The sequence below is a fragment of the Sphaerochaeta sp. PS genome (assembly GCF_032144095.1).
Classification (GTDB): domain Bacteria; phylum Spirochaetota; class Spirochaetia; order Sphaerochaetales; family Sphaerochaetaceae; genus Sphaerochaeta.
This window is the reverse complement of sequence record NZ_JAVSNJ010000016.1, coordinates 34,117-59,669: the sequence shown is the minus strand read 5'-3', so window position 1 is coordinate 59,669 and position 25,553 is coordinate 34,117. Positions and strand designations below refer to the sequence as shown.

General features: G+C 52.4%; 22 protein-coding genes. 9 read left to right on the top strand and 13 right to left on the bottom strand.

The features are described from left to right. The 4 genes from ROJ03_RS11505 to ROJ03_RS11490 all read right to left on the bottom strand — a co-directional run. A partial coding sequence (locus tag ROJ03_RS11505) for an AAA family ATPase (RefSeq protein ID WP_313727206.1) occupies positions 1-695 on the bottom strand: 695 nt, incomplete at its 3' end. Positions 696-828: 133 nt separating this feature from the next. Continuing rightward, the gene (locus ROJ03_RS11500; protein WP_313727205.1) at positions 829-1,395 is read right to left on the bottom strand and encodes a helix-turn-helix transcriptional regulator; all 567 of its coding nucleotides are present in this window, start codon (positions 1,393-1,395) and stop codon (positions 829-831) included. Between the two features lie 25 nt (positions 1,396-1,420). Next, positions 1,421-1,954, bottom strand: coding sequence for a DUF188 domain-containing protein (locus ROJ03_RS11495; protein WP_313727204.1), 534 nt, complete (start codon positions 1,952-1,954; stop codon positions 1,421-1,423). 3 nt (positions 1,955-1,957) lie between these two features. Next, the gene (locus ROJ03_RS11490) at positions 1,958-4,294 is read right to left on the bottom strand and encodes a glycoside hydrolase family 2 TIM barrel-domain containing protein (protein ID WP_313727203.1); all 2,337 of its coding nucleotides are present in this window, start codon (positions 4,292-4,294) and stop codon (positions 1,958-1,960) included. Positions 4,295-4,478: 184 nt separating this feature from the next. Here ROJ03_RS11490 and ROJ03_RS11485 point away from each other — a divergent pair, with 184 nt between their 5' ends. Beyond that, the gene (locus ROJ03_RS11485) at positions 4,479-6,140 is read left to right on the top strand and encodes a diphosphate--fructose-6-phosphate 1-phosphotransferase (RefSeq protein WP_313727202.1); all 1,662 of its coding nucleotides are present in this window, start codon (positions 4,479-4,481) and stop codon (positions 6,138-6,140) included. Between the two features lie 446 nt (positions 6,141-6,586). Continuing rightward, positions 6,587-7,111 carry a hypothetical protein gene (locus tag ROJ03_RS11480; RefSeq protein ID WP_313727201.1) on the top strand — a complete coding sequence of 175 codons (525 nt, stop codon included), beginning with the start codon at positions 6,587-6,589 and terminating at the stop codon, positions 7,109-7,111. 106 nt (positions 7,112-7,217) lie between these two features. Here the strand turns inward: ROJ03_RS11480 and ROJ03_RS11475 are convergent, their stop codons facing one another. Further along, a complete protein-coding gene (locus tag ROJ03_RS11475; protein ID WP_313727200.1) occupies positions 7,218-8,012 on the bottom strand; it encodes an aldolase/citrate lyase family protein in 795 nt (264 codons plus the stop codon). Positions 8,013-8,110: 98 nt separating this feature from the next. On the opposite strand from ROJ03_RS11475, the gene ROJ03_RS11470 reads away from it, so the two are divergent. Next, entirely contained in the window at positions 8,111-10,609 is a 2,499-nt protein-coding gene (locus ROJ03_RS11470) for a glycosyl hydrolase 2 galactose-binding domain-containing protein (protein WP_313727199.1), read from the top strand. A 184-nt stretch (positions 10,610-10,793) separates the two neighbouring features. Here ROJ03_RS11470 and ROJ03_RS11465 read toward each other — a convergent pair whose 3' ends face one another. The 4 genes from ROJ03_RS11465 to ROJ03_RS11450 all read right to left on the bottom strand — a co-directional run bounded on the left by ROJ03_RS11465 (position 10,794) and on the right by ROJ03_RS11450 (position 15,331). Then, positions 10,794-12,146, bottom strand: a complete 1,353-nt coding sequence (locus tag ROJ03_RS11465; RefSeq protein ID WP_313727198.1) for an ABC transporter substrate-binding protein — start codon at positions 12,144-12,146, stop codon at positions 10,794-10,796. 210 nt (positions 12,147-12,356) lie between these two features. Beyond that, a complete protein-coding gene (locus ROJ03_RS11460) occupies positions 12,357-13,208 on the bottom strand; it encodes a carbohydrate ABC transporter permease (protein ID WP_313727197.1) in 852 nt (283 codons plus the stop codon). 1 nt (position 13,209) lies between these two features. Next, positions 13,210-14,133, bottom strand: coding sequence for a sugar ABC transporter permease (locus ROJ03_RS11455; protein WP_313727196.1), 924 nt, complete (start codon positions 14,131-14,133; stop codon positions 13,210-13,212). Continuing rightward, a complete protein-coding gene (locus ROJ03_RS11450) occupies positions 14,126-15,331 on the bottom strand; it encodes an ROK family transcriptional regulator (protein WP_313727195.1) in 1,206 nt (401 codons plus the stop codon). The genes ROJ03_RS11455 and ROJ03_RS11450 overlap by 8 nt, the downstream gene beginning before the upstream one ends. A gap of 243 nt (positions 15,332-15,574) precedes the next feature. Here ROJ03_RS11450 and ROJ03_RS11445 point away from each other — a divergent pair, with 243 nt between their 5' ends. Further along, complete coding sequence (locus ROJ03_RS11445; RefSeq protein WP_313727194.1) at positions 15,575-17,056, top strand: beta-N-acetylhexosaminidase; 1,482 nt, start codon at positions 15,575-15,577, stop codon at positions 17,054-17,056. Between the two features lie 168 nt (positions 17,057-17,224). On the opposite strand, the gene ROJ03_RS11440 is transcribed toward ROJ03_RS11445, so the two are convergent. From ROJ03_RS11440 to ROJ03_RS11430, 3 genes are all read right to left on the bottom strand, one after another. Next, complete coding sequence (locus ROJ03_RS11440; protein WP_313727193.1) at positions 17,225-17,530, bottom strand: YhbY family RNA-binding protein; 306 nt, start codon at positions 17,528-17,530, stop codon at positions 17,225-17,227. Positions 17,531-17,543: 13 nt separating this feature from the next. Further along, a complete protein-coding gene (locus tag ROJ03_RS11435; protein ID WP_313727192.1) occupies positions 17,544-19,286 on the bottom strand; it encodes an AMP-binding protein in 1,743 nt (580 codons plus the stop codon). Between the two features lie 122 nt (positions 19,287-19,408). Then, positions 19,409-20,290, bottom strand: a complete 882-nt coding sequence (locus tag ROJ03_RS11430; protein WP_313727191.1) for a LysR family transcriptional regulator — start codon at positions 20,288-20,290, stop codon at positions 19,409-19,411. 103 nt (positions 20,291-20,393) lie between these two features. On the opposite strand from ROJ03_RS11430, the gene ROJ03_RS11425 reads away from it, so the two are divergent. Genes ROJ03_RS11425 through ROJ03_RS11410 form a run of 4 tightly spaced genes read left to right on the top strand, consistent with a single transcriptional unit; the run spans position 20,394 to position 23,984 of the window. Further along, positions 20,394-21,311 (top strand): 4Fe-4S binding protein, encoded by a 918-nt coding sequence (locus ROJ03_RS11425; RefSeq protein WP_313727190.1) that lies wholly within the window; start codon positions 20,394-20,396, stop codon positions 21,309-21,311. Continuing rightward, positions 21,304-22,245 (top strand): ABC transporter substrate-binding protein, encoded by a 942-nt coding sequence (locus ROJ03_RS11420; protein WP_313727189.1) that lies wholly within the window; start codon positions 21,304-21,306, stop codon positions 22,243-22,245. The genes ROJ03_RS11425 and ROJ03_RS11420 overlap by 8 nt, the downstream gene beginning before the upstream one ends. Continuing rightward, positions 22,214-23,236 (top strand): iron ABC transporter permease, encoded by a 1,023-nt coding sequence (locus ROJ03_RS11415; RefSeq protein ID WP_313727188.1) that lies wholly within the window; start codon positions 22,214-22,216, stop codon positions 23,234-23,236. Before ROJ03_RS11420 ends, ROJ03_RS11415 begins: the two co-directional genes overlap by 32 nt. After that, positions 23,229-23,984: an ABC transporter ATP-binding protein gene (locus tag ROJ03_RS11410; protein ID WP_313727187.1), complete on the top strand. Its 756-nt coding sequence runs from the start codon at positions 23,229-23,231 to the stop codon at positions 23,982-23,984. Before ROJ03_RS11415 ends, ROJ03_RS11410 begins: the two co-directional genes overlap by 8 nt. Before the next feature lies 1 nt (position 23,985). On the opposite strand, the gene ROJ03_RS11405 is transcribed toward ROJ03_RS11410, so the two are convergent. Beyond that, positions 23,986-25,011 (bottom strand): HD domain-containing phosphohydrolase, encoded by a 1,026-nt coding sequence (locus ROJ03_RS11405; RefSeq protein WP_313727186.1) that lies wholly within the window; start codon positions 25,009-25,011, stop codon positions 23,986-23,988. A 44-nt stretch (positions 25,012-25,055) separates the two neighbouring features. Between ROJ03_RS11405 and ROJ03_RS11400 the strand changes: the two genes are divergently transcribed. Continuing rightward, on the top strand, positions 25,056-25,529 hold the full coding sequence (locus ROJ03_RS11400; RefSeq protein ID WP_313727185.1) for a hypothetical protein: 474 nt from the start codon (positions 25,056-25,058) through the stop codon (positions 25,527-25,529). Positions 25,530-25,553: the final 24 nt, after the last annotated feature.

The window sequence follows — 25,553 nt, the reverse complement described above, 5'->3', positions numbered from 1 at the left end:
AGGTTCATCATTGTATCATGGCAGTTTTGCTGGTTAATCCTCTTCATCGTATATCCCTTGTAGCCATCCTCCCTAATGCTTGAGAGAACCTTGCACTTATGCATAAACCAATTGACCACATCTGTACAAATCTCATCGTTGAATTGAGCAGCAACTGAGAGCATGAGGGCATTGGGGCGTACCATATTTTCCTTATGCAGCATGGCTCCTTTCTTGAAGTGTCGAGCATGGCTCTCAAACGTAGAGGAAACCGTATCACGATAAAAAACCTGAAACTCATACGACTCTGGCTTATAGAAAAGCCACTCTGCCAGGACTTTTTCTTTCGTGGCTTCAAAACCATACCTATATACAGCTCCATGATGGAGGAATACGATTTCAAATTCACTCGGTTCATGCTCGGTAGTCTCTGACAGGAGGAAAGGTTGGGTCTCGATTAATTTCCCCTGCTGCCCATCTTTTGATGAATTTATGACAAAGCGCCTAAAAAAATCCAACGATTCAAATAGTTTTGTCTTGCCCGATGCATTCGCTCCATAGACAACTGCAGAAGTCAGGATACGGAGTTTTTTTTCTTCGATGGAATGGACATTCTCTGATTCAAGAGTCGTCTTGTCATAGTTTGAGGCAATGAAGCTAATAGTAGCGGTATCCTTGAATACCTTATAATTTCTGACTGAGTATTGTAAGATCATAATTATACCTTTTTAAACGAATATTGGTTTAAAACAATGGTTATAACTGAACAATACCAGTAAACTTAATGTTTTTCAACAACTATATCGCCAAAACAAACAATCAAAAACATATCCAACTTCCATCTGTACCCTAAGGAGCAAACTCCTTGAGCATGGCCCATACCAATAACTGGCTGGTGGAGTGCATCCCCGTCTTGAGAAACAGGTTTTTCTTGTGGGCATAGACCGTCGACAGCTTTATGCCAAGCTTGCTCGCTATCTCCTTGTTGTCCTCCCCACTGAGCAGCAGGGCAACAACCTGCCTCTCCCTGAGGGTAAGGGAGCAGGGGGGATCCTCCCTGCACTCAGTCCGTTTTTCCTGGGTCAGGGAGAGGATGGCCTCACCAAGAAGCCGAGGCTCTATCCCCTCCTCCACGATCCTGCAGGTATGGCTGTCCATCATCCTGAGGATGGGAAACTGGGATTCAGGGGTGAATGCCACCAAGGGGATCTCCTGGTAGCCCCCTACCAGGCGCTTCAACCTAAGCAGGGAAGGCAGGTCCCCTACCCGACCGATCAGGAGGTGGCACTCCTCAGGGAGGGCCAACCTTTGCAGGCGATGGGCATGGCAACTCAACCAGGGCAAGGGAGAGACCTTGCCTAGCATAAACGAGAGATCCTCTTCATGTTTGTAGAGTACAATGGCTTTTTTTCGCATCACTGGAAAAGAAGCAACAGAATACCTATTGCTTCACCGTCAGCTTGTGCAGCATGGCATTGAGGGTATCCGAGAAGGCCTTGGTCTCCTTCGGGCCCATGCTCTTGTGCTTTTCGCTAAAGATACCCATCTCACGGAACTCCTTCATGGCGTTCCGTATGGAAAGCCGCTGGGCCATGTTCTCGGGGGTAAAGACACCTCCCCTGTCATCGATGACGGGAATGCCCTTCTCGATCAGACGTGCTGCAAGAGGGATGTCATGGGTAATTGCCAGGCAGGGAGGTGTTGCATGCTCGACGATCCAGTTGTCGGCACTGTCCATATCCGCCTCGACAACCACACTCACAATCTGGCTTTTTACCGAACGCACATCCTCAACGCCATTCTGCTCTGCCTGCTTGCGCAGTTGCACCGTATGCTCTTCATAGGCGGTCTGCACATCCTTCAAGGGACGGTCAGCAACAAAGAAGGCGGCATAGTTGTTCTTGACAATGCACCTCAACAAGATGGTGCGAAGGTTCTTTGGACAGGAGTCTGCGTCAACATAGAGGGTAAACATGCCTTAGGTTATCGTAAAATCGAGGCTCGTGTCACCCAAGGCGCTGCAAATCGTTACGGTTGCCCTCCCTTGTACCCCTATTGTACGAGCAAGGACAACAGCACTCCCCCCTTCACATACCCCCACAGAGGGGGAAATGAGCTTCAGAGGCCCATCGAGGGAGACGGTAAAGGGCTCATGGGCGTAGGGAAGAGGCAGGGTCATCCCCTTCTTCCTTACGGTAACATTGATCCAGGCTACTGCGTAGGTCTCCTTTTCCTCTAGGATGGGTGAGCGGCACTCTACACTCAGATAGGGTTGTTTGCTCTCTCCGTAGGTCTCGGTACATACCACCTCACCGGCGACAAGACCCTCAAAGTGCCAGACAGAAGCCTCCTTGCCCCAATTGCCCACATAGGTGGAAAAAAGACCGACGGCATCACTTCGTTTGAGATGGTACCTGGTAAGGAACCAGCCCATACGCAACTTGTCAACCAAGGTAAGGGCCCCTGCCTGGCTCCCCACCTTGTTGAGGAGTTTCCTAAGCCCGTTTCTATCCCTGCTGGAGAGGTAGGTCTCTTTTTCAAGCCGCTTTCCTATCAGGTCAGTGAGCATAACAGGGGGATGGGGAAGGTTGGGAAAGCCCTTGCGGTCAGGGTAGTAGGTGCCCACAAGCTCCTGCTGATAGGTCACCCTCACCGCATCGCAGTTGGTGGCAACAAAGAGCGGTCCCAGGCTGGCCTTGGGGAAATCCCCGTTGTTGGGTTCCGATGATACGACCATCACTGGGACTTTAGCCTTCTGGCTCATATATACGTATGCGGCAAGCTTCGCGCTTCGGTTCTGGTCACACACCCCGTGGTAGCAGACCTGGTCGCCGCTGCCGAAGTTGCTATGGGTGTTGTAGTCGTTCATGCACCACCCTATGGCCCCGCTTATCCCCTCCGAACCAAACATGGCATCGAGGGTACGAAAGTGTCTCATGGCATGTTGGGCTCGATGGAGGGGGGAGTCATACCGTTTGGTGGGGAACATATGGCCGCAAAACTCGGTCACCAGATAGGGGTAATCGGTATTGCAGATGGTTCGTTTTTTGGCAAGGCCTGCATTGGTCCCGTCATGGGAGAAGTCGTTGTAGGTATAGACATCCTCCAAAAAGGAACTCTTGGCGAAGTTGCGTACCCCGGCGGTCTGTCTGCCCGGGTCGAGCTTTCTTGCAAGCTCATTGGTCTTTGCATAGAGCTCATCGTCATCAGCGCTTTCGTTGACCCGTACCCCCCAGAGGACAATGCTGGGATGGTTGAAGTCCCGCTCTATCATGGCTTTCACGTTTTCCAGGCAGAGGGCGCGCCACCCCTCTTCGTCCGAGAGGTGTTGCCAGCCCGGGATCTCTTCAAACACAAGCAGGCCAAGCTCGTCACAGGCATCAAGGAAAGCGGGACTCTGGGGATAGTGGCTGGTCCTTACGATATCCACTCCCAGTTCCTTGAGCCTCATTGCATCCTCACGCTGACCGCTTTCGGCCATTGCATACCCTACATAGGGGTAGCTCTGGTGGCGGTTCAGTCCGATGAGCTTGAGCCTCTCCCCGTTGAGGTAGAAGCCATCCTTGGCAAAGCGAGCCGACCGTGATCCAAAACGGACCCTCTTTACCTGCCCCTCCTCCAGAGCCAGTTCAAGCCAGTAGAGCTTGGGGTTGTCCGGGGACCAAGGCTCAAGGGAGAGGGAGGTGAAGCAAGAGGAGAATGATTGGGTAAGCACCAGAGTCTCGATACGGGCGATCTCCCTCTCCGCATCCAGGATGCGGGCAACATACCCTACCCCCTTTGCAGAGGAGACTTCCGCCCTGAACTGGACAGAAGCGCTGTCGTGGCTCTCAACAAACAGGGAGAGGATCCTCTGCTCGGTATGTACAAGCAGGAAGACCTCACGATAGATGCCCCCAAAGGTAAGGTAGTCTATGCTACCTCCAAAGGGGGGGATCCCGCCATCTTCCCTGCTGTCCACCACCACAGTAAGGGCGATGGTAGCTTTGCTGCCCAATGCAACCTCAAAGGGGAGATATCCCCCTTTGTGGGTGTGAAGAAGCACCCCATCACCAAAGACCTTCGCCTGGGAAGCGATCCCCTCAAACCGTATGGTGGCCATATACCCTTTGGGCAGGGCCATGTGGAGGGTCTTGCGGTAGGTCGAGACAAAACAGAAGGAGGCCTCATCAACGTAGTGACGGTCCAACACCACGTTGGTGTGGGGGAGGTCGACAACCTCCCAAAGGGAGTCATCAAATGAGGGTTCACGATAGCTTGGCTGGTAGTCAGGAGAAAACAGCCACCCACTATGTACAGGACTTCTTGCTTGCATGCACAACCTCCTGCATGTTGGTATACCAGATGGCTGGCAAGGGTGCAACAAAAAGGTGATAAAGTGTTGCATACTATAGATTCTGTACAAGTTGTCCATCCAAAAAGGTTGGTATCGCTTGAAACGGACTCCCGTTTTGCTCTATGGTTACACTGGTCACTAACCAATACAGAAAGGAGCCATCATGGACATATCACCACTACAGAAACTGCGCTATGAGTACCAGCCAAAACTTCCATCCATCCTTAGGGAGGACATCAGGACAATCCTGCCGATAGAAGGAGCAGAGACCTCCCCAGCCCATGACAAGGAAGCCATCAAGGCCCTCTTCCCCAATACCTGCGGCCTTCCCGCCATCTCCTTTGCAAAGGGAAAGAACAAGAAGATCTCCGATAGGCGGAATGTCGGGGTGATCCTCAGCGGTGGCCAGGCCCCCGGTGGACACAACGTCATCAGCGGTCTCTTCGATGCCCTCAAGGCAGCAAATCCCGGTAACCAACTGCTTGGATTCAAAGGCGGCCCCAGTGGCATTCTCGAGGACTCCTACATCCTCATCGACAAGGAATTTCTTGCTCCTTTCCGCAATACCGGTGGCTTTGACATCATTGGTAGCGGAAGGACCAAGTTAGAGACCGAAGAGCAGTTTGAGATCTGTGCCAAGGTTTGCAAGCAGCATGATGTCTCTGCCCTGGTCATCATCGGCGGCGATGACTCAAACACCAACGCAGCTGTCCTTGCAGAGTACTTCAAGCAGCATGACCATGGCATCCAGGTCATTGGGTGTCCCAAGACCATTGACGGCGACCTGAAAAACGAATCCATCGAGATCTCCTTCGGGTTCGATACCGCAACCAAGACATACAGCGAGCTCATCGGCAACATCGAGCGTGATGCCAACAGTGCAAAGAAATACTGGCACTTCATCAAGCTTATGGGACGCAGCGCCAGCCACATCGCCCTCGAATGCGCCCTGGAGACCCAGCCCAACATCTGCCTCATAAGCGAAGAGGTTGAGGCGAACAAGCAGTCGCTGACCAGCATCGTCAACTACATCGCTGATGCCGTTGCCGCAAGGGCCGAGGATGGCAACAACTTCGGTGTCGTGCTCATCCCAGAAGGGCTTGTCGAGTTCATCCCCGAGATTAAGTACCTCATTGAGGAGATCAACAACCTCCTTGCCAAGGATATCGTCGCCTTCTCAGCCTGCAACGACAGCTCAGAGCGAATCACCTTTGTTTCTGAAAGGCTCTCCCAAGCGAGCCGCAACGTATTCTCCATCCTCCCAAGCGACATCAAGAAACAGCTGCTCATGGACAGGGACCCTCATGGGAACGTCCAGGTCTCAAGGATCGAGACCGACAAGCTGCTCGCCTCGATGGTCGATGCCCGCCTGAAGAAGATGAAGTCAGAAGGGACCTATTCTGGGAAGTTCAGCACCATGACCCACTTCTTCGGCTATGAGGGCAGATGTGCATTCCCCACCAACTTTGATGCAGACTACTGCTATAGCCTTGGCTACAACGCATTCATGCTCATCGGAGGAGACCTTACCGGCTACATCTCCTCGGTTACCAACCTCTCACTCCCCGCTGACAAGTGGCAGGCAGGAGGAATCCCCATAACGATGATGATGAACCTCGAGCAGCGCCACGGCTCAATGAAGCCTGTCATCAAGAAGGCTTTGGTCGAACTTGACGGTGCACCTTTCAAGTATTTTGCCGAACATCGCCAAAAGTGGGCACGAGAGACCTGTTTCGTCTATCCAGGAGCTGTGCAGTACTTCGGCCCAACCCAAGTGTGTGACCAGACAACCCGCACCCTTGCCTTGGAACAGGCTGCAAAGTAACAACCAGATCTGATCGTAGCTTCTTCTATGGATGGGCTATCGCAATGCGGTAGCCCATTCTTGTGTCATCTTCCCACCTTGGTTTCCTATAGGGTGCGACAGTCAAATGATACAAGGCAAATACGATATCTGAGAGTATCTATAGAGAGGCTATGAGCCAATACATTGTATGGTTCACCAATATACGCAACCAGAAATATTATTTTTACTAGGATATAGTCAGGGCACTGGCATATTCACCTGTCACAAGGTTAAATCGTATTGTTTATCATTAAATAGATATTCTATATGTATTTAAAAACTGTTTATTTAATAATAAAATATTTCTATCAAATAATATATCTAGCTATTGACATATGAGGCATCTAATCCCTACTATAGTAGTGTACTTAAGAGAAAGAAACTTGGGTATGTGTTAGGGGCATTGCTCCTGAAGGAGACCATCAATGAAAAAGACAACCATCGCAGTACTTTTGGTACTACTACTTGCCAGCACATCCATCTTTGCAGTATCTGACAACTTTACTGTCACCACTACCATTGATGAGATCGGGCTTATGAAAATTACGACAGCAGCACTTTCCACCCATACTGTAGCCGCATACAATGCCCTTACCGATTTCGAAGAACTTCCGATATCAACCAGCGGGGACCAGACATTTGCTGCATATCTGACAACTCTCTCCAACAAGAGAACCGGCTATACGGTAACGATGGGAGCCTCGGCTATGAAGAGTACCGTAAGTTCAGTTGATTCCTATATCGATTATACCGTTGGGGTAAACAGCGTAGACCTTACCACCGGTGGTGCTACTGACCCTACTGCGGTGACTGTCCTCACCGTCGCCTCCCTTGGAACCCTCCAGGCGCAATCACATGCGATCTCCCTCTCCGTCGATGCAACAACCTTTGATTCTGCAGTATCGGGCTCGTATTCGGGAACCGTAACCTTCACCTTCACAGCTACCTGATGAAAAGATTACAAATCTAGCGATTGTTTATCTTTACAGCGGCCTCCTAACCGGAGGCCGCTGTTCTGTCCAAAGAGTGTGGCCCTGCACTGGCAAGGAAAGGATTTTACCCCTTTTGAACCACAATATCCCTCAGGGCCTTGCCCTCCTTGTTCCAGTAGACCATATTGTTCCTCAGCTCATCACCAAGGCAGAAGTGCTTCACACCCAAGGCCATATAGGGCTGTGCCTCCTGGGCAGTGTTGATCTCACACCGGGGCTGCACTCCCCTGGAAAGGGCTATCTCGATCATCCGCTTTTCGGCGTCCCTTACCTCAACCTTGTGTTCGGAGAAGTTCCAGCCGCTGTTCATCGCGTAGTCAGAGGGTCCGAACTGTACCATGTCCACTCCCTCAACTGAGCAGATCGCCTCAAGCTCATCCAGTGCCTGTCGTTTCTCGACCATGACGGCCACCACAACATCGCGAAGCATCTGGGCGTACTCCATCTGGCTCAGGTTGGGCTCAAAGCCGATGAACCTGCGGGTAGGCTTGCCAAACCGTCCTCCATCCTGAGGGGAGTCAGCCCTGATGGCCTCAATCGATTTCCTCACCTCTTCTGCGCTCTTGTGGTCGGTAAAGAGGATGCTCTGGAACCCTGCGGCCAGAGCCCGTTGCGCTACGTAGAACCGGTTCTGAAAATCAATCTTTATCATCGAAGACATCTGGTGAAGTTCCGCAGCTCGTACCACATTCTCCAGGTCGACATCGGTGAACGGGGCATATTCCGCCACAAACTCGATATAGTCAAATTGTTTGGAGGCCCCTACCGCCTCGACCATGATAGGCCAGGTGCTGAGGATTCGTGTCCCCATCGAAGAACGATTTTCCTGAAGAAGAGTACGGAATAGATTTGTATGCATGAAGTAGCTCCTTGAGTTGGAGTGTACCCCAACAAAAGAACGACAGCAATACGCTTTATTCTCGCTCCTATGCTATACTTTAGGAAGGAGGATTATGCATGCATACCATAGACTTGAACGGACAATGGTCCCTCTCCCCTACAGACAATAAGGCAGTAGCTCCCTACTGCAACTATTTTCTCAAGAACCCGGCAGTACCTTGCACCCTACCTGGTGACATCCATTCAGCGCTGTTGGAACAGCAGCTCATCGCAGACCCCTATTGGGGGACCAATGAGCTCGATATCCAATGGGTTGGACAGCATGGCTGGACTCTGAGCAGGAATTTTTCCGTAACAGATGAACAGCTTGCCTCAGGGGCCGCTGTCATCACCCTTACCATGGCTGATACCATCATCACCGTCCTGGTCAACGGACAGAAGGCCGGCTACTGCGACAACCAGTTCCGCAGGTTCCGCTTTGATATAAGGCCCTTGCTCACCGTTGGGGAAAACACCATAACCCTTGAGTTTGCCAGCGCTGAGAACGTGGCCATACAGGAGGCTGCAAAGCTTGCCTACCCCATCCCCTACTCGGTCTATCCCGTCTCTGCAAAACACCGCAATCTCATCCGCAAGACCCAATGCCACAGCGGTTGGGACTGGGGCCCCTGCATCATGAGCTTTGGGGTATATGAACCTATCCTCCTCCAGTTCATTGATGAGGGCATCATAGAATCGGTGGTAACCGACACAACAAAACTGAACGAGACTGATTGGGAAGCTCGCATCCATGTCATATACAACTCTGCAAAGGAGCAGAGGCTCGCAAGCACAGCCGTCCTGGGGAATACAGAACAGAAAGGCTTTGTTGAGCTCAAGGTCGGCCTGAACAAGCTAACCTTCACCCTCATCTGCAAGGATGTAGAGTTGTGGTGGCCTTCTGGTGAGGGCAAGCAGGCCCTCTACATCCTGGACCTTGCCATAGGGGGACAAACCCTATCCAAGCGCATCGGATTCAGGACCATCGAGGTCAAGAAGGTGGAGGATGCCGACAAGCAAGGCAAAAGCATGACCTTCTCGGTCAACGGCCGGGACATCTTTGCCAAGGGCGCCAACTGGATTCCCCTCGATGCCCTCTTCTCACGCATTACGGAAACCCGATACGAGCAGTTGCTCCAGGACTGTGTTGATGCAAACATGAACATGCTGCGCATCTGGGGTGGAGGCCTCTACGAGATGGAGTGCTTCTACGACCTCTGTGACGAGAAGGGCCTGCTGCTCTGGCACGACTGCATGTTCAGCTGCTCCATGTACCCTTCCAACCCGGCTTTCCTTGCCAATGTGGAGGCTGAGCTCCGCTATCAGATTCCCCGGTTGCGCGACCATGCCAGCATTGCCCTGTGGTGTGGAAACAATGAGGACCTGGGTGCCATCAGCTGGTATGAGGAGTCCAAGAACAACCCATGGAGGTATGTCATCGACTACGACAGGCTCAATGAAGGGACCGTCGGAAGAGTGATAAAGGAGCTGGACCCTCACAGGCAGTGGTGGCCATCAAGCCCTTCTGCAGGTCCTGGAGACTACTCCGACAACTGGCACGATGACAACAAGGGGGATATGCACTTCTGGTCGGTCTGGCATGAAGGCAAGCCTTTTGAGGCCTACTACTCGATCAACCCACGCTTTGTCAGCGAGTTCGGGTACCAGAGCTTCCCCTCCCTCTCGACGGTCGAGACCTATGCACCCCTTTCAGAACACAACCTTACCAGCGAGGTGATGGAACATCACCAGAAGAACGACAGGGGCAACTCCATCATCATCGAGAACTTCTCCCGATACTTCCGTTTCCCCAGCAATTTCGAACAGATGCTCTACCTCTCACAGGTACAGCAGGCGATGGCGATGAAGACCGCGATCGAATACTGGAGGACTACCCGTCCCCACTGCATGGGCACCCTCTACTGGCAGCTGAACGACAACTGGCCTGTTGCCTCCTGGTCCTCGATCGACTACACAGGAAAGTGGAAACTGCTCCACCATGCTGCCAAACAGTTCTTTGCACCGTCACTGCCCATCGCGTACATGAAAGAGGAGGGAAAGGTTGAGGTCTTTGTAGTCCATGACAAGAGCACACCCCTCCTCGATGCAAAGGTATCAGTCAAGATATGCCGGTTCAACGGGGAGAAAGTATCGAAGAAAGAGTACAGGATGGACTTTCTGCCACAGAGCAGCACCAAGGTCTGCACCATCGATATCTCCAAGACATCCATCGATGCAAAGGAGATGTTCATATACTTCAAGCTGAAGACCGACGACCTCTATGTGGAGAATGTCATCCTGCTTAGCCGTCCCAAGCGTTGCAGGCTTGTTGACCCAGGGCTGGAGATGCGCATTGAGAAAGCCCAGGAGGGGTTCTCCGTGACCGTAAGCTGCAAGGCCCCTGCCTTTCAGGTTGCCCTTGATGCTGGGGATGTGCCAGGTACCTTTTCCGACAACCTCTTCAGCGTCAGGCCGACAGCCCAGAAGATGGTCATCTTCAGGACGAGGGAGAAGATCACGCTCGAGAATTTCAAAAAGAAGCTGAAGATATTCGACCTCTATGGCAGCAGCCGTTAGCGCTTAGGAAGAAGGCTACTTCGCTTGGCATTGGGGTGTGAAAGCACCCCAATTATTTTGTCCTTCACCTACCTTTACCCCTATTGTATCCGTCTTGCAATGGAGGAAAACAAGCCTTGCTACAGATGCAAACAGGAGGGACCATTGCTGGTCCCTCCTGGAAAGTACGATGTTTCTTGGATGGTTACTTGTTGCTGGCTTTCCAGGCATCCCATGCCTTCTGTACCTCAGAAGCAACCAGGACAGGAGTCTTGGAACCAAGGCCGATTTCCTGCAGGCCAGTGTTGATTACGTTGTAGACATCACCAGCAAGTACACCATCGATAACCGGGGTGATCGTGTTGTAGGCAGCATAGTAGGCAGCTCTCTTGGCTACGAAAGGCTCAAGATTTGCATCCTTTACAACCTTGGCCACATCAACCTTGAGGTTGGATGGGAAGGAAGCACCGATGGACAGGCGGTATGTCTGTACATATTCGCCCTGGAGGAACTTGATCAGGCGCCAAGCGGCCTGTTCTTTTGCAGAACCAGCAGCAAGGTTGGCACTCATTCCCCAACCGGTTCCAAGGACACCACTGTTGGAGTTGTGGATCACTTCGCCGGGGAGGGCGGGCATGACGACCAACTCAAAATCCTCTTCCTGTCCCTTGCGATCGATGAGAGCCTGACCGGTGGTGGTATCAGTCTGGAAGGAACCAGTTGACCAGTCACCATCGATATAGAAGGCGGCCTTACCTGTAGCGAATCTGCCACGGCTTGAGCCATAGGGGCTGGTGAGGCTGTTGCGGTTGATCATACCGGACTTGTACATGTCGTCGATCAGCTTGAGGGAGTTGACGAACCAAGCATCGTTGAAGTTGATCTTTCCAGCTTCAAGCATGGGGAACCAATCTGTTCCACCCATACGACCAACTACCATGGAGAAGAGGCAACTCTGCATGACCCAAGCATCCATGTTGTCCATGGCGATCAAGTCGATGCCCTTTGCTTTCAAAGGCTGTACCATAGCCTTCATCTCTTCATAGGTCTTGGGCATCGTAAGGCCATTGTCTCTCAGCACCTTGGTGTTGACATAGAGCATGTGGGTGGTGGTGATGCCATTGGGGAGCTCAGCAACATATCCGGCAAACTGGGGTACCAGGGTGGCGGGGTTGTAGGAGCTTACCAGACCATCTTTTACCAGGAACGGCATGAGGTCTTTCACGCTGTGGGTGGTATGGAGGCTGGTTGAGCGGCCGCTGGGCCACATGTACAGTACGTCAGGAAGCTTGCCACTGGCAACATAGGCTTCTGTCTTCTGGTGGAAGGGCTCGTTGAACAGATCCTCACGGACAATCTTGATGTCCGGATTATCTGCAGAGAACTTGTCCCAGATCATGGCGATCTCATTCGCGCTGTTCGGTTCCGACATGTCGATGTAGTTCAGAACAGTCAGTTCTACCTGCCCTGCGGCAGCCGCATTTTCCTTGGTTCCCTGTGCAAAAGCCGCCGAGACGACCATGAGCAGAGCAAGGGCTACAATTGAAACTCTCTTCATACCAGTCATTGTTACCTCCTAATGACTCATTACCTGTATACATCGCAATTGGTTTGCCAATTGCCTTCCCTGTTTGTTTTCCTTAATAAAGCGAGGAAAACATCCTATTCTCTTTAGTTCATACTTTGTACAAACTAATAGTATCATGGTGTTACATACCTGTCAAACTTTTTTGTCAAGAGTTTGGCAAGAATATCAAATCCAGACCACTTAGCCTTTTACTGCGCCTGCAGCCACACCCTTGGTGATCTCTTTGCGGAAACCAAGATAGAATGCCAGCATAGGAACCAACCCAATTACCAGAGCAGCAAACTGCTTGCCAAAGTCACTGGAAAGCGCTCCGGCAAACTTCTGAACCCCTACAGGAAGGCTCTTCAACGCATCACTGCTGGTAAGGATATTGATGAGCATAAATTCATTCCACGTACCGGTTACCGTCAGGATTGCAAGCGTCACCCCCACTGGCAGGGCCATGGGTATGATGATGGAGCGGAAAATCCTGAAATAGGTGGCCCCGTCAAGCCGGGCCGACTCGATAAGGGCATTGGGAATGCTCTTGATGTAGTCGGTACCCAGGTAGATGCCCATCGGCATCGCGATGCCAATGTAGGGTATGAGGACCCCCAACCGGGTATTGTAGAGGCCTGTCCAGTTGATCAGCAAAAACAAGGGCACCATGATCGACTGCAGGGTCAGCAGCAACCCAATGATGAAGGAACCGTGCAACAGCTTCGTTGCCTTGTTGGGGATCTTTGCAAACGCAAAGCCCGCCATAAAGGAGAGGACCAGGGTTACCACTGTGGTAATGCCCGTGTAGAACATGCTGTTGAGGATAAGGTGTGGGAATTTTCCACGCACCCAGGAATCCTTGTAGTTTATCAACGTCCAATCCCGGGGAAACCCTAGCTTGTTGAGCTGGAACTCGGTGGTTGTCTTGAATGAGTTGAGAAGCAACCAGAAGAGCGGGTAGATCGCCATGACCGTAAAGAAGAGCAGTATCAGGTAGGTCAGGAACAGATTGATCCTGGCCCCTATGCTTTTGGTATCCTTGATGTCTGGCATATTATTCCCTCCCCCCGAACTTGCTCTCGGCCCACTTGGTAAGGCCGATAAGCATGAAACTGATGGTGACCATCACCGTGCTGATGGCGTTCGCCAATGGATACCTTGGAGCGCCCTTGAAAGCCTTGTCGAACATATAGACAGAGAGGACACTGGTGCGGTTGGCAGGCCCTCCCCCGGTCATCACATAGATGAGGTCGAAGCTCTTCAACGATCCGCTGATGGCAAGGATGCAGCTGGTTACAATCACCCCTGAAAGGGCCGGTAGTATGATGTACCGCAACGACTGCACCTCTGAGGCCCCGTCGATCCTGGCAGCCTCGATGACCGCACTGTCGATCTTCTGCAGATTTGCCATGAAGATGATCAGATAGGTACCGGTGTACATCCAGAGGATTACAAACAGGACAGGGAGGATTGGGTGGTTGGAAAGCCCATACTCATAGGCTGGATTGAACAGGCGCATGATCTCCGGGAATGCCCCATAGGGTGCAAAGAAGGATTTCCACAGGATACCGATGACTACGGTGGAAATGACACAGGGCAGGTAGATCATCGTCTGAAAGAAGTCGGTCTTCTTGACCAGGCCTCTGTAGAGCACGTAGGCAAGGAAGAACCCAAGAGGAATCTGGCCAAACACCGAGACCATGACTATCCACAAGTTGTTCTTCAGCGCGAGATAGAAATACTCATCGACAAAAAGCTGCTTGTACCATTTCAGGCCAACAAACTCTATCGGGACCCTTCCTCCAAAGACTTTTCCCCCATTAAAGTTTGTCATGCTCAGCACAACGGAAAAAATGGTGGGGAATGCCATTACCGAGAGATATATCACCACAGCGGGCAAGACGAGCAGCCAATACGACCGCTGTTGTTCACCCAATGCGGAGTTGAGGGTATCCTTCTTAGCTCGCTCTTTACTCATTGCCAACTCCCAAACCGTTCTTGGTATAGATTTTTTTCCTGTTTGCCTGGTCGATGACATCATCCCAATCAAAATGCGAACGACTTTCGATCTCCGACAGCTCAGGCACTGCAAACAACTTCTGCAAGTACATCATGGCAGCCCCTTTGGCAACCACAGACTCATCCTGGGCATCGAAGATCAACTTGCATTTGATCTTCTTCAGAATTGCCAAAAATTGTGGGCAGTCAGCCTCCAGCAGGGAAAGTATTTTCTTCTCGTCGCTAAAAGGCTTCCCATGTATGAAGATGACCCTTGGGTCCATGACTGAAACAACGGGAACCATGGAGGAGAAGAGATCAACCATCCATACCCTCCATGCCTCTTCATCGTAGGCAGACCGGATGAGGAGAGCCTCATCCAACCCTGTCTGCCCGATACTGTCCCCCCTCCAGCTAAGGGAGCAAAACTCACCAGCGCTGGAATGTGAACCATGATAGACCTTTCCACCGATGGAAAGCCCAATCCCTACCCCAATGCCTGAACGGTCACCAAACTGGTAGTTACCTTCATGATAGTCTGCCAACAGGCAGATGAAATCCCCAAGCTTTATCGTGCGGTTTATGGTCATCTCCAACCATGCGGTACAGTTGGCATCGTTCTCGACAAAAACGGGAACGGCATACCTGCTTGCAAAGAAGGAGTGCAGGTCAAAGTGGCGAAGGTTGAACGGCTCGGCATACTCAATGATCCCGTTCTCAGAGTTTACTATACCTGGAACGCCAACACAAACTGCCAGCAAGGGCAAACCCGTACTTTCAACACCTTTCAGGGCAAGATCCATGAGGAAGGTGAGGATTCCCTCAAAATCGACCTTGGGGATGGCCCCCTTCTCCTCGAACAGCAAAGCACCCGTAATGTCCACTATTACCGCACGATAGTGGGAGGGCTGGATATCAAAGCCAACCACACAGCCAAACTTCTCGTTGAGCCGCAGGATGATGGGTTTGCGCCCACCACGGCTCATCCCACTTCCCTCTTCCCCTTCATAGACAATGTCGTTGTCGATCAGGGAGGAGATGATGTTCGTGACAGTGGAACGGTAGAGGCTCAGCTCCCGGGCAATATCCACTCTGCTGATCCCAGGACTTTTCCAAATCAGTTGGGCAACGAGGGATGTGTTTGCATTCTTCTGAAAGTTGTTGTTGTTAATTCTCATACTCTTCTCTATACTTTGGCTGAAGGCTCAATAATCCCGAAACGATACTGTGGCATATACAGTTTGTTTGCTCTTTGTACAAACTAAGAGTACCATTGCCTCTACCATCTGTCAACACCTAGTTTTGGGCTCTTTACCAGCCACCCCATGGGCTTTGGTAATCGGACACCCAAATCCCAGAAAACCTGAGTTTGTTCAACCGTTGAACTTGACAGATAGGCCAGCCCATGGTAGGAAGAAGCCATGCAAACAAAGAAAAATGAGACGGCCAGCGGATTATTGATGCCGCTTCCCAAGCATGTTGAACAGAAAGATGGGGCCTTCCGCCTCCATATGGGGACGACGATCAGCTACGACCCGATCTTTGGTGAGGTCGTTGAGCTGGCTAGAGAACAGCTGGCCTGCAATATTGGAGGAGAGGACATCCTTTTCAAACTCGTCGAAGGGTTTGGGGAGGATTGCTATCGACTGAAAGTGGGCAAGAACCAGATTGTGGTGAGCTCGACCTACCCTTCAGGGGGCTTTCGCGCCCTGCAGACCCTCAGGCAGATGGCGTTGGCCAATGACAACCTGATCCCCTGTTGCCTCATCGAGGATGAGCCCGCCTTCCCATGGAGAGGGTTCATGCTGGACTGCAGCCGCCATTTCTTCTCGGTCGCCTTCATCAAGAAACTCATCGATGTGGCCTCGATGCACCACCTCAACCGCTTTCACTGGCACCTCACCGATGACCAGGGCTGGCGCCTCACTGTAGAGGGGTATGAGAGGTTGGAAGAGGTGGCCTCCAAACGGACGCTGCTTTCCTATACCGACGGAAGGACGTACGGGGGAGTCTATACCGATGAGGAGATCCTCGAAGTCCAGGCCTATGCCCACAAGCGCCATATGCTCGTCGTCCCTGAGATCGAGACCCCTGGCCATGCATCCGCACTGCTCTCTGCCTATCCCACCTTCGGATGCACAGGTGGCCCCTATGAGGTACAGGACCGATGGGGAATATTTGATGAGGTCATGTGTGCAGGAAATGATAATCTCCTGCAATTTCTACAAGAGGTCATCACAAAGACTGCAAGGCTGTTCAGCGACCCCTACATCCACATCGGAGGGGACGAATGTCCACACACAGCATGGGAAACCTGCCCCAAATGCAGGCAGAGGATGGAAGAGCAAGGCCTCGCTTCAGTAAAGGAGCTACAGAGCTGGATGACTAGCCAGGTCTGCACCATGGTCGAGAAAGCGGGGAAAAGGCCGATCGGCTGGGATGAGGTCTTGGAAGGGACGGAAAAACTCGGCATCCCATCCTCCCTTATCGTCATGTCCTGGAGAGGCGATGCGGGCGGTATCGAGGCGAGCAGCCTTGGCCACGATGTCATCATGTGCCCAAATACAGCAGGCTGTTACTTTGACTACAAGCATCTGCCCTCCTTTGATGAGCCCGGGAATATCGGTGTCACCACCATCGAAAAAACCGCACAATTCTCCCCCATCCCCAAGGGAATATCCAAGGAGGCCCAGTGCAGGATACTCGGTGGGCAAGGCAACCTCTGGACCGAAAAGGTCACCAGTGCAAAAGCCGCCGAATACATGTTCTTCCCCCGACTCTCTGTCATGGCAGAACGACTTTGGAATCCTCAGCCTTTTGCTTCGGTGGAGGAGAGAAGGCCATCACTGGAGAAGAAACTCACCAGGCTGGACATCAACCTCTATCGTGGAGCGAGTGTCTAGGCTTGCAAGGGATATGGTTAATATGCTCTAATCAGGGATCACCTTCTGGTGGATTTTCTCTAAGCGCAGGCCCTTCTTCCGTTGGAAAGAGGGCCTGCATCTTTTTTGGGGTACAGACAAAAAAAGGCAAGAGACTTCCCTGATGCCATCGTTTTCAGTAAGAGATGTTCATTCGCCTTTCTCTACCAGACTCTTGGGGATATGGATCAGGTGAGCCTCCCCAGCGCGGTAGAACGTTGCGATGAACCCTATGATACTCACCAAAGCACTATCTGTCTTTGCAGCAAGATCTTCAGAGAGCTCACGCTTCTCGTCCTTGAATGCCTGAAACTTGACCTTGACCAATTCATGGCTGGCAAGGGCCTCATTGAGGGCTGTGATGATCCTAGGGTCAACGCCACCCTTTCCCACCATGACGATAGGCTTCAACTCCTGGGCCTGGGCCTTCAGGAAACTCCGTACACTACTATTCATACCCGTACTATACCTAGTCTTTGTACTTCTGTTCAACTATGAAGCGCTTAATTTTTTTCGTGCTCGTCATTTCCAGAGGTTCATCCACAACGGTAACTCGGGTGATCTTCTTGTAGGCCTGCAGGCTCTTGTTCACTTCGCTGATGATCGCCTCGATGCGTTTCTCCATCTGGGCCTTTGCCTTCTCACCATGCTCCTTCTCCATCGCTGTCCTGAACTTGTCAGAAGGATAGACTAGGGCCCTGATACCTTCGCTCTTGTTCTTCACATCGGTGATATAGCCACAGACACAGATGGTCTCGATCTCCTCATAGAGCTGGAAGTGGTCCTCGATCTCCTCGGGAAATACATTCTTGCCCCCGTCGGTGACAATGATGTTCTTGGCACGTCCGGTGAGGTAGAGGTAGCCGTTAGCATCCTGATGCCCGACGTCGCCGGTATTGAGCCAGCCATCCTGGAGGACCTCATCGGTCGCTTCCTGGTTGTTGTAGTAGCCTTGCATGATCATGGGGCCCTTGATGTGGATGATGCCGTTTCCATCCTGGTCTGGATCAACAATCTTTACCTGGGTATGGGGAACCACCTTGCCGACAGAGGTCTCGATATAGGCCTCAACAGGGTTGAGGTGGGTGATGGGACTTGATTCGGTCAGGCCGTAGCCCTGTACAAAATCTATGCCCAACTCATTGAACATCTTGAAGGTGGAGGCAGGAAGGGGCCCGCCACCGGATATGCAGATCCTGTTGTTCTCGAGGGAGAGCTTCTTCAGCAGGAAGCCAAACATCTTCTTGCCAATGTTCACCTTGAAGACCTTCTTGATCAGGCCGGAGAACCTCATAAGGAGACGGATGAAGCCGTATAGGACTATGCCCTTCTCCCTCACCCCGCCCATAAGGGCACCGATCATCTTGTTGAAGAGCATCGGGACGGCGAGGAACATGGTCACCTCCCCTTCCTTGAGCTCCTTGAGCACCTGGCTGATAACCAGCTTCTTCCCAAAGACCACCGAGGCGCCAACACTGAGGGCTTCAAAGAAGACAGCCATCATGGTATAGGCGTGGTGGATGGGCAGGATCGCATAGAAGACATCCGTTGGGTAGAGATGCATATTCCCCTGGGAAAGATAGGCATCGGCAACCAGGTTGCTATGGCTGAGCATGACACCCTTGGGGGTGCCTGTGGTCCCGCTGGTAAAGAGGATCGCAGCAGTATCGGAAGAGATGCTCTTTCGGCGTTTCTGTTCCTGCTTCTCCTGGGTTTCCAGGACAAAGGGGAAGGCTTTTGTGGGCTCGAGGCTGATCTTCTCCGCCAGGCCAAGCTTGCCATCCTTGTCAAAATCCTGTAGCCGCTCAAGATCAGCAAGAAGGTATTTCACCTCTGCAAACCGCATGAGCTTCTCCATGTCCTTGTTGTTGAGGGTATTGTCAAGTGGAACGACAATCGCCCCGGCAAAGAGGATGCCCAGATAGGCAATGGCCCATTCGGGGCTGTTCTTCCCGCTGACGGCAATCTTGTCGCCTTCCTTCACACCCTTGGTAAGCAAATAGTTGGCAAGACCGGTCACGTAGGTGTGGACCTCCGTGTAGTTGAAGCTCTCCTTCTTCGGGACAAAGGCTGAAAAACACCTGTTCTCGGGGAATCTCTTTACAGAAATCTCAAACATCTCGACAACAGTCGGCCACTCTCCGGTAAACATCGTATTGCGATATTCATCCAGGAAATCCCAAGGCTTTGGAGCACTACCCTTCTTTGCCATATACTATACTCCTCTCAGCTATGCCTGCAAGCTAGCTTGTTTTCTCTTACTATAAGCACAAGTTTTTATTAAATCAAGATTATCGTGACACTATTTCGCTTTGCGTAATTGTGTAATTGCCCTTAGGTCTCTTTTTCCTGTAACAACTTGAGGCTCTCCACAAACAAGGAAAGCTGCGGGGTAAAAAACTTGTCCTTATGATAGACCAGGGAAAACAACCTGCTGAAAGTCACCCCCTCAAGCTCGATTACCCGCAGCAACCCCTCCTCTATGTCGCGATCGACCAGACGCCTGGAGAGGACCGTCAGCCCTTGGGCCATCCTCACCGCGCTGAGGATAGCATCGCTGGAATGGCAGACCCACTTCTCCCTGATCGTCACTCCCCGAGCCTGAAGATGCTGGACAAATACCTCGCGCGTCCCGCTTCCCTGCTCCCTCAGCACAAAGGGCAAGCCCTCGAGATCGCTGGTGCGCACCCGTCCTGCAAGGGGAAACTGTGGGGATGCAACAACTATCAGGGTATCGTGAAGGATCGGGGTCGAGACCAATGAGGGGTCGTGTACCCTCCCCTCGACCAGTGCCAGGTCCAGCCGGCTGGCGAGCAACATCTCCTCGATGGTCTGGGTATTGTCCACATAGAGTTCCACAAGGATGTGGGGGTTCTCCTTTTCAAAGAGGGAGACAACCTCAGCCATGATGGTGTTGCCGACCGTTATGGTTGCCCCTACCTTCAGCGTCACGCCCTGGGTATAGGAACCCAGGTTGGCATCAACCTCATCATAGAGCGAGAGGATCGTCTGGGCGTAGGAGAGCAGATAGGAGCCGTCAGGGGTCAAGAAGAGCCGTCGGGAGAGCCTTTCGAAGAGCCTGACACCATAGGCACTTTCCAGCCCTGCTATGACCTGGCTGACGGTGGGCTGGGCGCAGTCGAGCCTTTTTGCCGTTTCACTCATGGACAGCGTATTGGCTACCTCTGAAAAGATCCTCAGGTCCCGAATCGTCATGGCTACCCTCCTATAGTTTTTTACCTATATATAATATAGAAAACATATTATTTACTATATACATAAACTCTTGCATACTGCAACCGTTTTAAGGAGATAGAGCATGAAACTCGCAGAAGCAACCATCAAAAGCCTCAAGGCCGAAGGCTTTCTTCACAACAGGGGAACTGAGAATTTCTCAGCCAGGATCATACCGGTAGGGGGCAGCCTCAGTGCAGAGCAGACACTGGCAGTTGCAAGGGCAGCCCAGCTGTATGGCAACGGGAGGGTCTCCTTCACCAGCAGGATGACCGTAGAGCTCCCCCAGATCCCCTTTGAGAAGATCGATGCCTTCAAGCACTGCATACGGCAGGCAGGATTGACAACCGGAGGCACCGGTGCAAAGGTCCGCCCTATCGTAAGCTGCAAGGGGAGTACCTGCGTTTTCGGCCTCTACGACACCAACGCCCTCAACCTCGAGATCCACAACCGTTTCTACGAAGGCTACCGTTCGGTCACCCTCCCGCACAAGTTCAAGATTGCCGCAGGGGGGTGTCCGAATAACTGCATCAAGCCCGAGCTCAATGACATTGGTATTGTCGGGCAACGGGTTCCCTTGCTTGACGAGGGGCTTTGCAAAGAGTGCAAGCTCTGCAATGCCGAAAAGAGGTGTCCCATGCAGGCAATGGAGCATCAGAGTTCAGAAAAACCTTCGTTTGCCAGAGAGCTTTGCAACAACTGTGGCCGTTGTGTTGGCAACTGCCCGTTTGGGGCCATCAAAGGGGAGGAGACCCGCTTCAAGGTCTTCCTGGGTGGCAGATGGGGAAAGCAGATACGCATAGGCACTGCCTTGGAGAGGCTCTACACCAAGGGGGAGGTGTTGCCCCTTATAGAGAAATGCCTGTTGCTGTTCAAGGATGAGGCCGCCAAGGGTGAACGATTCGCAACCCTTGTCGAGAGGCTCGGCATGGTGGAGGTAGAGAAACGAATGGAGGGGGAGGACCTCCTGCTACGCAAGGAGGAGATACTCAGCCATGAGTAGAAGAGGAAAAACCCTTCTCATCATCACACTCCTTGTAGCCCTGCTGTTTTCAGGATGTGCACAAACGGAGGGGAGCGTTCTCGTCCCTGGTACGGAGGCTTTCCAGTTTACCGATAGTTTGGGTAGGATTGTGACCCTACAAAAGAGGCCAGAGCGGGTGGTCTGTCTCACCGCCTCCTATGCCGAGACATGGATGCTGGCTGGGGGAGAGGTGCTCGCCACCACAAGCGATGCTCTTGAGCGAACGGAACTTGCCCTCCCTGACAATGTGCAGGTAGTCGGGACCGTCAAGGATCCTAGCTACGAGACCATCATAGCCCTGGATGCAGATTTCGTCCTGCTCTCGGCCGATATTCCTAGTCACCTCTCCCTAGGCCCTGTCCTGGATGCCTGTGGGATTGCCCACGCATTCTTCCATGTGGAGCAGATTGAGGACTACCTTGCCATGCTTGACATATGCACTGAACTGACCGGCAAGGAGGAGCTCTACTACCAACATGGACTTAAGGTACAGGAATCGATCAATGCCATACTCGCAAGCCAGAGGCCGGCTGAGGATCGGCCCACCTACCTCCTTCTCCGCTCCTATGCAACCAACGTCAAGGCAAAGGGAGGGGACATGATGACGGCAAGGATGCTCGGCGATCTTTCCTTGACCAATATCTGCGACCTCTACCCCTCCTTGCTCGAGGATTTGGGGATGGAAACAATCCTGAACGAAAACCCCACCTACATCTTTGTAATCCCGATGGGCTCCGAGGAGAGCGCCCAGGCAACCATGGACAACCTGCTGCAGACCAATGCTGCCTTTGGGCAACTGGATGCTGTCAGGCAAGGTCGATACCACCTGCTACCCAAAAGCCTCTTCCATTACAAACCCAACGCCCGATGGGGGGAGAGCTATGCATACCTTGCAAACATTCTCAGCAACTAGGGGTCGGGGGGCTACCCTTATCCTGGTTCTGCTCATCCTCCTTGGTTTTTGCTTTTGCCTCAGCCTTTGTCTGGGCTCAACTCCCCTAGGGGCAAGGACCCTGCTGGCCATCATCACAGGAAAGGATACTTCCAGCCAAGCCTACAGGATAGTCCGCTATGTACGGCTTACCAGGACCCTGGCCTCACTTCTTTCAGGAATGGCACTCGCCCTTTCCGGTTCCCTCTTGCAAAAGTCGCTGCACAACCCATTGGCAGGGCCTTCCATCATCGGGGTCAATGCTGGATCTGGGCTTCTGACCCTACTCGCTGCTGCCTTTTTCCCTCGAATGCTAGCTTTGGGGGCATTCGCCTCATTTTTGGGAGCCCTAATGGCAACGCTGTTGGTCTACGCCCTGGCACGGAGGTCCGGGTCCACTAGGCTGACCATCATCCTGGCAGGGGTGGCGGTCTCCTCCCTTTTGGGCTCCTGTACCGATGCACTTCTGACCCTCAGACCGGAGACACAGCTTGGGCGCATCGATTTTCTCATTGGCTCGTTTGCCCATGTAACCTTTTCACAACTCCAGCTTGCCGCTCCCCTTATCCTGCTGGGCATCACCTGTTCCCTGTTCCTGGGAAAGCCCTTGGCCATCCTCTCCCTTGGCGATGAGGTGGCACGCTCACTAGGGCTGGATGTGCGACGGACCAGATTTCTCTCGCTCATGCTCTCAGCACTGCTTAGCGCAACTGTGGTCAGCATGTGTGGCCTTGTTGGGTTTGTGGGTCTGGTGGTACCCCATATGGTACGGTTTCTCATTGGTGAGGAGTCCCCCCTCTATCTTTTGTCGTGCACCCTGGGAGGGGCCATCATGACCGTGGGGTGTGACCTTGTGGCAAGGATGCTCTTTTCTCCCTATGAGTTGCCGACAGGGGTGGTCCTTTCCTTTTTGGGAAGTCCCTTCTTTCTCTTGCTTCTCTTTACCAGAAAACGGAGGACGGCCAATGCTTGAACTGAACGGCCTGGATGTTGGGTACAGGGGCCAGAGGGTGCTTCACAACGTCAACCTCACCTTCCGTCGTGGGGAGATCACCACCATCATCGGCAAGAATGGCTCGGGAAAGTCAACCCTGCTCAAGACTACCTGCAAGCTGTTGAAGCCTCTGGCCGGAAGGGTGAGCCTGGAAGGAGAGGACCAGAGAGAGTACGGGCAAAGACGGTGGGCACAAAAGCTATCCTACCTCAGCCAGAGCCGCAGCGAATCGCAGATTACGGTTCGGGCCCTGGTCATGCATGGCAGATACCCCCATCTGGGCTTCTCCCGCAGTGCTGGCCCCCAGGACTATCAGATCGTGGAGAAAGCCTTGAAACAACTCGGCATAGAGCAGCTTCAGGACAAAAGCCTTAGCCAGATAAGCGGAGGGGAGAGGCAGAAGGCATACCTTGCCATGGCCCTAGCCCAGGACACTCCCTACATCGCCCTGGATGAACCGGCAACCTCGCTTGACCTGTCGGTGCAGAGGGAGATGCTCAAGCTGCTGCTTCAGCTAAAACAGGAGGGCAAGGCGGTCATTGCCGTCATGCATGACCTAAGTGGGGCCTTGGAAATATCAGACCAAGTCTGCTTGCTTGACCGTGGCAAGGTCGCTTCCTACGGGCCAACAAGGCAGATCGTCTCATCGGGGGTGATCGAAGAGGTATTCTCGGTAAGCTGTATGGAAATCCAGAGAGAGGGGAACCCCCTCTACCTATTCTCCTAGCTCAAAGCAGGTAGATTTCCTTATCGATGAAAAGGTTCACCAAATCAGCATCGAACTGGGTACCACTGAACAACTTCAGTTCCTCGACTGCAATCTCGGCAGGAAGGGCCGACCGGTAGGAACGGCAGGTGGTCATCGCATCGAAGGCATCGGCAAGGGAGACGATACGCACATCCAAGGGGATCTCATCGCCCTTCAGGCCGTCAGGATACCCCTTGCCGTCGATCCGTTCATGGTGGCTTCGGATTATGGCCCGGTAGGGTTGGAACAGGTCAATATGATTGATGATCCTCTCTCCGGCAATGGGGTGCTCGCGTATGAGGTCGAACTCCTCTTTTGTCAACGATGTGGTCTTGTTCAGGACCTCTTCGGGGATCCCTATCTTCCCTATGTCATGGAGAAGGGCCCCCCCTACGAGGGTGTCGATACGGTCCTGGGAAAAATGGAGCTCCCTGGCCATGGCAAGGGAGATGGCACGGACACGGCCGCAGTGCCCCTTGGTATAGGGGTCCTTCTGCTCAATGGTCTCGGTAAAGGCTTCAAGGGTGGCAAGGGTTGTACTCTTCAGAGCCATCAGGGCATCCTGAAGTTGGGTCTCCAGTTCCTTCTGATGCGCTATGTAGTGGACCTTCTCGGCCACCTCTTCCTGTTTCAGTGCTGTCTCTTCCAGGACACGAGCCACGCATTCCAGCAGGACCTCCCGACGGACAGGCTTGGCAAGATAGTCGCTCGCCCCCAGGCGGATTGCCTGCATCCCTGTATCGAGATCGTTGAAGGCGGTAAGCATTATGACTGGAATACGCGGGTAACCGCGTCTGAGCAGCTCAAGAAGCTCCAGACCTGAGAGCCCAGGCATCTTGATATCCAGGAGGACAAGGTCGACGGAGGCTGAACCTGCCTTGAGGGCCGACAACAGTTCGGTACCATCCTTGCAGGAGGTAACCTGGTAATTTTCCTTTCTCAGCATGATCTGCAGGATCTTTCTGATTGCCGGATCATCATCGGTAGCCACAATATGTTTGATCATCTGAAGAATCTCCAATCAAGTAAAGCCTAGAAGAAAAACGGAGTATGTTTCCTATACTCTTCATACCCGGAAAACATGCGGGGAAAGAAATACAGATCCTCAACAGTTATGAGGACAAGGTTGCACAAGGTAAGCCCAAAACAAAGCATAGTAATATGATAGTTCCAGTAGTATATAGCCACCAAAACATTGATAACAGTATACCAGATGAACCCCGGATGTCTAGACTTGCCGTAGGTACCCTTTTGGTAGACCTCTCCAGGCCTGCCACCGAAGAGGGCAAGTTCAATGAGCACCGAGTATACCAGAAGAGAGGCAAAAACCAGGATAAGGGGAAAGAGTATCCATGCCGCATAGCCAGGATGGGGGGAGTCGTAGGCCACAAACAGGAGAGGATAGGGAAACGCCGTGACAAAAAAACCCACGTACAGGATTTTCTGCAGCAGAGGCTTGGTATACAAAACGGCAACATCGTACAACAACGCAAGCAAATATCCAGTTGCTCCGAGAAGAAATAGTTTGATTAATTCCATAAATTACCT